Origin of the sequence: Nonomuraea deserti (assembly GCF_004348685.1) — a bacterium.
Lineage (GTDB): Bacteria > Actinomycetota > Actinomycetes > Streptosporangiales > Streptosporangiaceae > Nonomuraea > Nonomuraea deserti.
The window spans coordinates 1-8,481 of sequence record NZ_SMKO01000296.1 but is presented as its reverse complement, the minus strand read 5'-3'; the positions used below and the strand labels follow the sequence as shown (position 1 = coordinate 8,481).

The 8,481-nt window shown below is 70.2% G+C and carries 7 protein-coding genes; 5 read left to right on the top strand and 2 right to left on the bottom strand.

Going from position 1 to position 8,481, the window contains the following annotated elements; genetic code table 11:
* The 4 genes from E1292_RS48065 to E1292_RS48050 form a co-directional block, all read left to right on the top strand.
* Positions 1-897, top strand: an 897-nt coding sequence (locus E1292_RS48065; RefSeq protein ID WP_132606490.1) for an ABC transporter permease, incomplete at its 5' end; no start/stop codon positions are given.
* Entirely contained in the window at positions 894-1,769 is an 876-nt protein-coding gene (locus E1292_RS48060) for a carbohydrate ABC transporter permease (protein ID WP_246090947.1), read from the top strand. The genes E1292_RS48065 and E1292_RS48060, both read left to right, overlap by 4 nt.
* Positions 1,770-1,815: 46 nt before the next feature.
* Complete coding sequence (locus tag E1292_RS48055; protein WP_132606488.1) at positions 1,816-3,450, top strand: ABC transporter substrate-binding protein; 1,635 nt, start codon at positions 1,816-1,818, stop codon at positions 3,448-3,450.
* Between the two features lie 14 nt (positions 3,451-3,464).
* Entirely contained in the window at positions 3,465-4,151 is a 687-nt protein-coding gene (locus E1292_RS48050) for a YesL family protein (RefSeq protein WP_132606487.1), read from the top strand.
* A 12-nt stretch (positions 4,152-4,163) separates the two neighbouring features.
* On the opposite strand, the gene E1292_RS48045 is transcribed toward E1292_RS48050, so the two are convergent.
* A complete protein-coding gene (locus tag E1292_RS48045; protein WP_246090945.1) occupies positions 4,164-6,215 on the bottom strand; it encodes an alpha-glucuronidase in 2,052 nt (683 codons plus the stop codon).
* Positions 6,216-6,400: 185 nt separating this feature from the next.
* Positions 6,401-7,276 carry an alpha/beta fold hydrolase gene (locus tag E1292_RS48040; RefSeq protein WP_132606486.1) on the bottom strand — a complete coding sequence of 292 codons (876 nt, stop codon included), beginning with the start codon at positions 7,274-7,276 and terminating at the stop codon, positions 6,401-6,403.
* Between the two features lie 113 nt (positions 7,277-7,389).
* Here E1292_RS48040 and E1292_RS48035 point away from each other — a divergent pair.
* The coding region (locus E1292_RS48035) for an AfsR/SARP family transcriptional regulator (RefSeq protein WP_165975142.1) at positions 7,390-8,481 on the top strand (1,092 nt) is incomplete at its 3' end.

Sequence of the window (8,481 nt, the reverse complement as noted above, 5' to 3'; positions counted from 1 at the left end):
TCCTGGAGCGGGGCGTTCCGCCGCAACTGGCAGTTGTACTCGCTGGCCATCCTCCCGCTGCTGTTCTTCGCCGTCTTCCGGTACGCCCCCATGATCGGCAACGTGATCGCGTTCCGGAAGTTCGAGCCCGGCGGCAGCGTGCTGGGCGAGGAATGGGTGGGCCTGCGCTACGTGAACCTGTTCCTGAACGACCCCACGTTCTGGAACGTCTTCACCAACACCGCGATACTCGGCGGGCTGACCCTGCTGTTCTGCTTCCCGCTGCCCATCGTGCTGGCGCTGCTGCTCAACGAGGTCCGCAACCGCGGGCTGAAGAGGTTCCTGCAGTCGGTGTCCTACCTGCCGCACTTCCTGTCGATCGTGGTCGTGGCCGGCATCGTCATGCAGACGCTGGCCATCGACGGGCCGGTCAACCAGCTGGTGCGGGCGTTCGGCGACGATCCCGTCGCGTTCATGCAGAAACCCGAGTGGTTCCGGACGATCTACATCTCGTCGGAGATCTGGCAGACCGTCGGATGGGGCACGATCCTCTACCTCGCCGCCCTCACCACCATCGACGAGCAGCTCTACGAGGCGGCCAGGATCGACGGCGCCGGCCGGTGGCGGCAGATCTGGCACGTCACCCTGCCGGGCATCCGGCCGACGGCGGTCACCCTGCTGATCCTCAACATCGGCACGTTCATGGCCGTCGGCTTCGAGAAGGTGCTCCTGCTCTACAACCCCCTGACCTATCCGACCGCCGACGTGATCTCCACGTACCTCTACCGGATGGGTGTGGAGTCCAGCAACTTCAGCTACGCCGCCGCGATCGGCCTGTTCGAGGCCATCATCGGGCTGACCCTGATCCTGTCGGCGAACCTGATCTCCCGTCGAGCAGTGGGGACGAGCCTGTGGTGACACTCGCCAAGAGCCGGGGCTACCGAGCCTTCCAGGCGGTCAACGCCGTCGTCCTGACCGGCGTGGTGGTCGTGACGCTCTATCCGTTCATCAACATCGTCGCCCGCTCCTTCAGCGAGGAACGGTACATCCTGTCGGGCGAGGTCAACCTCATCCCGCGCGGGTTCAACCTCACGACCTACCAGATCGTCGTCGCTGACCCGATGTTCTGGACGAACTACCGCAACACCGTGGTCTACACCGTCGTCGCCACCGCCATCGCGATGGTGCTGACCACCTGCTACGCGTACGTGCTGTCCAAGAGGCACCTCAAGGGCAGGACGTTCCTCATCTGGGTCGCCGTCTTCACGATGTTCTTCAACGGCGGCCTCATCCCCAACTACGTGCTGGTCAACAGCCTCGGGCTGACGAACTCCATCTGGGCCATCGTGTTGCCCAACGCGATCAGCGTCTTCAACCTGCTGGTCATGAAGGCGTTCTTCGAGAACCTGCCGAGCGACCTGGAAGAGGCCGCCGCCATCGACGGGCTCAACACCTACGGCATCCTGGGGCGGATCGTGCTGCCGCTGTCGAAGGCGGTCATCGCCACGATGGTGCTGTTCTACGCGGTCTCGTTCTGGAACTCGTGGTTCTCCGCGTTCCTCTACCTCAACAGGACGGAGTTGTTCCCGGTCACCGTCTATCTGCGCAACATCATCGCGGGCGCCACCGGCGCCGAGAACGCCGGCGCCGGCGCGGCGGACCTCACGCAGGTCGCGGCCAACATCCAGTCGGTGACGATCATGCTCACCGTGCTGCCCATCCTCGCGGTCTACCCCTTCGTCCAGCGGTACTTCGTCTCCGGAGTCATGCTCGGCGCGGTCAAGGGTTAGCCTCCTCACGCCTCTACAACCCCCCGGACACGGCAAAGGAACCCCAATGCGCGAACTATCACGGCGTCAGGCGATCATCGGCTTGGGTGCGTTCACCCTCGTCCTCGCCGGCTGCGGCGAGGACGAAGCCCCGAAGCAGGCCGCCCAGTCCGCGAACAAGGCGGGCGCGATGGCCGACTACGGTGTCAACCAGCAGTTCAAGGCCACCGAGCCGGTGTCGTTCGACGTGCTCTACAACAACCACCCGTTCTATCCGCTGAAGAACGACTGGCTGTTCTGGGAAGAGCTGACCAAGCGCACGAACGTCACGCTCAAGCCGGTCGCGGTGCCGCTGAGCGACTACGAGAAGAAGCGCAGCCTGATGATCGGCGCGGGGGACGCCCCGCTCATCATCCCGAAGACGTACCACCCGCAGGAGGAGGCCTTCGTGGCCTCGGGGGCGGTCCTGCCGGTCAGCGAGTACTTCGACCTGATGCCGAACCTCAAGGACAAGGTCGCCAAGTGGAAGCTGGAGCCGGAGCTCGACACGCTCCGGCAGGCCGACGGCCGCATCTACCTGCTGCCCGGCCTGCACGAGAACGTCTGGGTCGACTACACCCTCGCGGTGCGGATGGACATCCTGGAAGAGCTCGACCTGGAGGTCCCGAAGACCTGGGAGGAGCTTTACACCGTACTCAAGGCCATGAAGGCGAAATATCCCGATCTCTACCCCATGACCGACCGGTTCGGCATCCCCACGCCCGGCGGCAACCTGCTCAAGCTCGTCGCCCAGGCCTACGGCACCAAGGGCGGCTGGGAGTACCAGCACGCCTTCTGGGACGCCACCGCCGGCAAGTTCGTCTACACCGGGGCCATGCCGCAGTACCGGCAGATGATCGAATACCTGCACAAGCTGGTGAAGGAGAAGCTGCTCGACCCCGAAGCCTTCACCCAGCAGGACGAGCAGGCCGACCAGAAGCTCATCTCCGGCAAGTCGTTCGTGATCAGTTGCAACGCGCAGACCCTGGTCAACGAGTTCCGTGGCGCGCTCACGAAGGCCAACCCCGACGCCAGGATCGCCAAGATCCCGGTGCCCATGGGCCCCGTCGGCGACTACAAGATCGGCACCCGGCTCGAGAACGGCGTCATGATCTCCAAGAAGGCGCTGGAGAACAAGAACTTCGTCGCCATGATGCAGTTCGTCGACTGGCTCTGGTACTCCGACCAGGGCCTGGAGTTCGCCAAGTGGGGCGTCGAAGGCACGACGTTCACCAAGGACGCCTCCGGCGGCTACAAGCTGGCCGACGACGTCGACTTCGTCGGGCTCAACCCCGACGCGTCGAAGCACCTGCAGAAGGACTTCGGCTTCCACAACGGCGTGTTCGCCTACGGCGGCTCCACCAAGCTGCTCGAGTCCACCTTCTCCGAGGAGGAGCTGGAGTTCCAGAAGGTGATGAACACCAGGAAGGCCTGGCCCGTCGATCCGCCCCACCCGTTGAAGGAGGAGGAGCGCGAGCAGGCCACGCTGTGGGAGACGCCGCTGAAGGACTTCGTCACCCAGCAGACGCTCAAGTTCATCCTCGGCGAGCGCGACCTCAGCGAGTGGGACGCCTACGTCAAGGAGCTGGAGGGCAACAACATGGCGTCCTACATCAACCTGGTCAACACCGCCTACGAACGGTTCAAGAAGGAACACGGCTGAGTGGAGCCCTCCCGATGAGCGACGCGCCCGCGGAGCGGCGGTTCGGTACGGGGCCGCTCTCGCGCGTCGCCGCGCTGGTCTACACCCTGCTGGTCGTCGAGCTGCTGTTCCTGGTCACCGCCGCGCCCGGGCTGGCGGCGCTCGTCCTGCTCGACCGCGACGCCGGCAACGTCCCGCTGGCCGCGCTGTGCGCGCTGCCCGCCGGCCCGGCGCTGTCCGCCGCCCTCTACGCGCTGCGCCACCGCCGGTCCGACCTGGCGGACCTGCGTCCCGCGGCGGCGTTCTGGCGCGGTTACCGGGGCAACGTCGCGGGGGTCATGAAGATCTGGGCGCCGTGGCTGGCGGGGCTGGCCATCGTGGGGACGAACCTGGCGAACTTCGCCGCCGCGGGCGTCCCCGGCTGGTGGGCGGTGCTGCTCGTCGCCGTCGCCGTGGCGGCGGCGCTCTGGGCCGCCGCCGCGCTGGTGATCACCTCGCTGTTCGAGTTCCGGGCGGCCGACGTCGCCCGGCTGGCGTCGTACTCGCTCGTGCGTTTCCCCGGCGCCACCGTGAGCAACCTCTGCCTCCTCGTGGTGGCGGCCGGCCTCACGCTGGTCGCCACCGAGGCGGCGGTGACCCTCCTGGCCGTCCTGTTCGCGGCGGCGCTGCTGCGCAACAGCCGCCCGATGATCGACGAGATCAGGGAGAGGTTCACCGCCTGACGCGCCGCCGCGTCACGGGATGCGCCGGCCCTTTGCGTCGGGCACCCCCGACTTGCGGAAGAAGTAGGCGTTGACCTGGTCGCGCCACTCCTCCGCGCAGCGCAGCTGCTCGTCGAGGAGCTCCTTCACCCGCGCGTGCAGCGCCGGGTCCCCGGGCTCCGCCTGCTCCCACAGCCGCCGGCTCCCGGCCACCTCCTCGACCCCGGCGAAGTGGGTGTCGTAGATGTGCTGGATGACCGTGGTGCCGTCGTGCAGCACGTGCCCGTACGGGACGTGGTGGAAGAACAGCAGCAGCTCGTCGGGGCAGGTGCCGGGCGACTCGTAGACGTCGGACCACGGCTGCGGGTACTGGCCGGTGAACCCGGTGCCCGAGGTGCGGGTGCGGTCGACGCCGACGCCGTCGCGGTCGGCGAAATGGTACGTGCCCCACGGCGTGTACTCGTAGCCGTCCACGTCGGGGCCGTAGTGGTGCCCGGGACGGACCATGAACCCGACGCCCAGCGGCGCCGTGTAACGCTCGTAGGTCCGCCACGAACCGTCCATCATCGTGTGCAGCGTGCGCCGCAGCGGCCCGGGGTCACCGCCCGCCGCCGGCCCGAACGTGAGGTCGATCCACTCGTCGAGGACGGCGGCCGGCTCCAGCCGCGGGTCCCAGGCCAGGCGTCCGAAGGCGTACAGGTTGGCCTGGGCGAGCGGGTGACCCGTCCAGTAGAAGTCGTCGCCGACGTTGGAGACCGCGACCAGGCCGCCCCCGTCGCCCGACTCGCCGGTCGCCACGTCGGCCACGGTGCGCCCGCCCGCGCCCCACGGGCCGAACCCGAGCACCTCCTGCCACATCGGCGCCAGATAGCACACATGCCGCTGCTGGCCGGTGTACTCCTGTGTCACCTGCAGCTCCACCGCCAGCCGGGTGGACGGCATGGCCGCGATCACCGGCGACACCGGCTCGCGCGTCTGGAAGTCCATCGGGCCGTGCTTCACCTGCAGGATCGCGTTGTCCCTGAACCGCCCGTCGAGCGGCGCGAAATGGTCGTGGGCCGCGCGGGCGCGATCGGTCGACCGGTCGCGCCAGTCCTGCCGGTGGTTGTAGACGAAGGCCCGCCAGTGCACCACCCCGCCGAACGGGGCCAGGGCGTCGGCCAGCGTGTTCGCCCCGTCGGCGTGGCTGCGCCCGTACGCGAAGGGGCCCGGCTGGCCTTCGGAGTCGGCCTTGACCACGTACCCGCCGAAGTCGGGGATGGTGGCGTACACCTGCTCGGTGGTGCGCGCCCACCACTCCCGCACCCGCTCGTCGAGCGGGTCGGCGGTGGGCAGCCCGCCGAGCCTCATCGGCGAGGCGAAGGTGACCGACAGGTGCACCCGGATCCCGTACGGGCGCACCTCGTCGGCGACGGCGGCCACGTCGCCGAGCCGGTCGGTCAGGAGGTGGGCCTCCGTGGCGTGCACGTTGACGTTGTTCACCGTGATGGCGTTCACGCCGGTCGCGGCCAGCAGCCGCGCGTAGGCCCGTACCCTCGCCAGGTCGCCGCGGGGGCCGCCGTCCCGCCAGAAGATCGACCCGCCGGAATAGCCGCGTTCGACCTGGCCCATCACCGGGTGCACGTCGACGTTGTCCCAGTGGTCGAGCATGCGCCGGCGCGCCGCGGGCCGGTGCCGCTCGGCGGGGCGCTCGCCCGCGAACGCCTCCTCACCCAATCTCACCACGTGGAACAGCCCGTAGAGCAGGCCGGCCGGATCGTCGGCCAGCACCACGGTGACGCCATCGCGGCGGGCGAGCAGGTAGCCCTCCTCGCCGATGGCGGATCCGCCCTGCCCGGCCAGGACCTCACGCGCGGCTGGCAGGGAGGGAGCCGCGGTGGAGAGTGCGAGCACGAGGTCGGGGGATCCCGTCGCGTCCTGCTCCAGGGCGCCGCCGTACCGGGCGCAGGCCTGCCCGGCCTCCTCCCGCACGGTGCCGGTGAGGAGCCCGTCGCCGAGCACGAGGACGCGGCGCGCGCCGACCGCGCGGAACGCGCCGGGGGGAAGCCACGCGGGATGGACGTCGGTCAGGTCGGGAATGCTCACGTGATCCTCTGGTCCGCTCGACGACGGGCTGATCCATCGTGAATCTACCGAAAACAGATCACGCGGGACCTGTCAGGTGAGGCGCGCCCGCAGCGCCGCGAGGACGTGCCTCTGAACGCGCGCCAGCCCGCGGCCGTGCCGCTGTCGGGACGTGTCCCTGGACGCGCGACCCCGGGCTGAGCCCCTCACCTGGCCAGGAGATGCCGCAGCGCCCGGGTCACCTCCGCCGGTGCCTCCTCCGCCATGAAGTGCCCGCACGACACCGTCTCGTGCACCAGGTCCGGCGCCCACGCCCGCCACCGGTCGGCGGCGTCGTAGCCGAGCGCGGCACCCCAGTCCTGCTGCAGCACCGTCACCGGCATCCGAAGCCGGTTGCCCGCCCGCCGGTCGGCCAGGTCGTGCTCGACGTCGATGGTGGCCGAGGCCCGGTAGTCCGCCACGATCGAGGGGACCGCCTCGCGCGACGCCCTCAGGTACGCGGCGCGCACGCCGGGCGGGATCGCCTCCGGGTCGCTCGCCCAGACGTCGAGGAAATGGCCGAAGAACGCGTCCGCCGAGGCGCCGATCATGGCCTCGGGCAGGCCCGGCGGCTGGGCCATCAGATAGAGGTGGAAGCCGACGGCGGCCGAGACGCCGTGCATCACCTCCCACATGTCGAGCGTCGGCAGCACGTCCAGCGCGGCCAGGTGCGTGATCGCCCCGGGATGGTCGAGCCCGGCCCGGACGGCGACCAGAGCGCCCCGGTCGTGGCCGGCCAGCGCGAACCGCTCATGCCCGAGCGCCCCGGCCAGGGCGACGATGTCGGCGGCCATGGTGCGCTTGGAATACCGGTCCCCGGTGCCCGCCGGCTTGTCGCTGTCGCCGTAACCGCGCAGATCGGGGCAGATGACCGTGTGATCGGCGGCCAGGTCGGCGGCGACGTGCCGCCACATCAGGTGGGTCTGCGGGAAGCCGTGCAGCAGCACGACGGGGCGGCCAGAACCGCCCACCGCGACGTTGAGCGCCACGCCGTCGGCGACGGTGACGCGCTGCCGGGCGAATGCGGTGATCTCCGGTGTCATCTCGGCCTTCCTCTTCTGGGTCCTGCCGTACGCCCCCAACCTGCCGCCCGCCGATCAGCACCCGATCAGCGCCGGCTCAGCCGGGCCCACCAGGGCGGATACATTGGGGTGCGATGTTGCGGATCGGGGTGCTCGGCCCGTTGGAGGCCGGCGACGAGCGCGGCCCGGCCGACCTCAAAGGCCCGCGGCACCGCGCCGTGCTGGCCCGGCTGCTGGTCGCCAGGGGCCGGGTCGTGCCGGTCGCCCGGCTCATCGACGACCTCTGGGAGTCTCCGGGGGAGGGCGCGCTGGGCGCCGTGCAGACCTTCGTCGGTGCGCTGCGCAAGGCCCTCGAGCCGGGCCGCCCACCGCGCACGCCCGCCCGGCTGCTGGTCACGGCCGCGCCCGGCTACGCGCTGCGCGCAACTCCCGAGACCGTGGACGCCTGGCGCTTCGAGGAGGCCGTCACCACCTCCACCCGCCTGCTGTCCGCCGGCGAACCCGGCCAGGCCTGCCGTCTCCTCGGCGACGCACTCATGCTCTGGCGGGGGCCCGCCTACGCGGAGTTCGCCGAGCTGCCGTGGGCTCGCGGGGAGGCGGCCCGGCTGGAAGAACTGCGGCTGCTGGCCGTCGAACGCCGGGCCGAGGCGGCCATGGCCTCGGGGCCCGCGGCGGAGCCGGTGCCCGATCTGGAGGCGCACGTGGCGTCCCACCCGCTGCGCGAGGACGGCTGGCGGCTGCTGGCTCTGGCCCTGTATCGCACGGGCCGTCAAGGCGACGCCCTCGCCACCCTCCGCCGTGCCCGCCGTGTCCTGCGCGACGAGCTCGGCGTGGACCCCGGACCCGGACTGCGCACCCTGGAATCCGACATCCTCGCTCAAGCTCCCCACCTGACGCCCCCGCCCGGCTCGCTTCAGCACCACCACACGGGAGAAGGCTGGGCGGGCCCCACGACCGGCTGTCCCCGGACGGGGCGAGGCACCACATCGCACCGCGAGGACCTTGTCGTGGCCTGCGATAGCCCGACCGGGGACGGCCCGGCCGGTCGTGCTCGGGAGTCGGTCGGTGAGGGTTCGGCGGGGTGTCCTGATGAGGTTCCGGCGGGGGGTGATCATGGTGTGGCCGGGCACCCGTTCGTGGGGCGTACTCGTGAGCTGGCCGAGTTGGAGCGGGCGGCGGAGACCGCCGCGGCGGCGGGCCGGCCGGGGCTCGCGCTGGTGTCGGGG

Coding starts and splice junctions, on each gene's coding strand:
- E1292_RS48050 (WP_132606487.1), top strand. CDS start 3,465: ATGAGCGACGCGCCCGCGGAGCGGCGGTTCGGTACGGGGCCGCTCTCG.
- E1292_RS48040 (WP_132606486.1), bottom strand. CDS start 7,276: ATGACACCGGAGATCACCGCATTCGCCCGGCAGCGCGTCACCGTCGCC.
- E1292_RS48055 (WP_132606488.1), top strand. CDS start 1,816: ATGCGCGAACTATCACGGCGTCAGGCGATCATCGGCTTGGGTGCGTTC.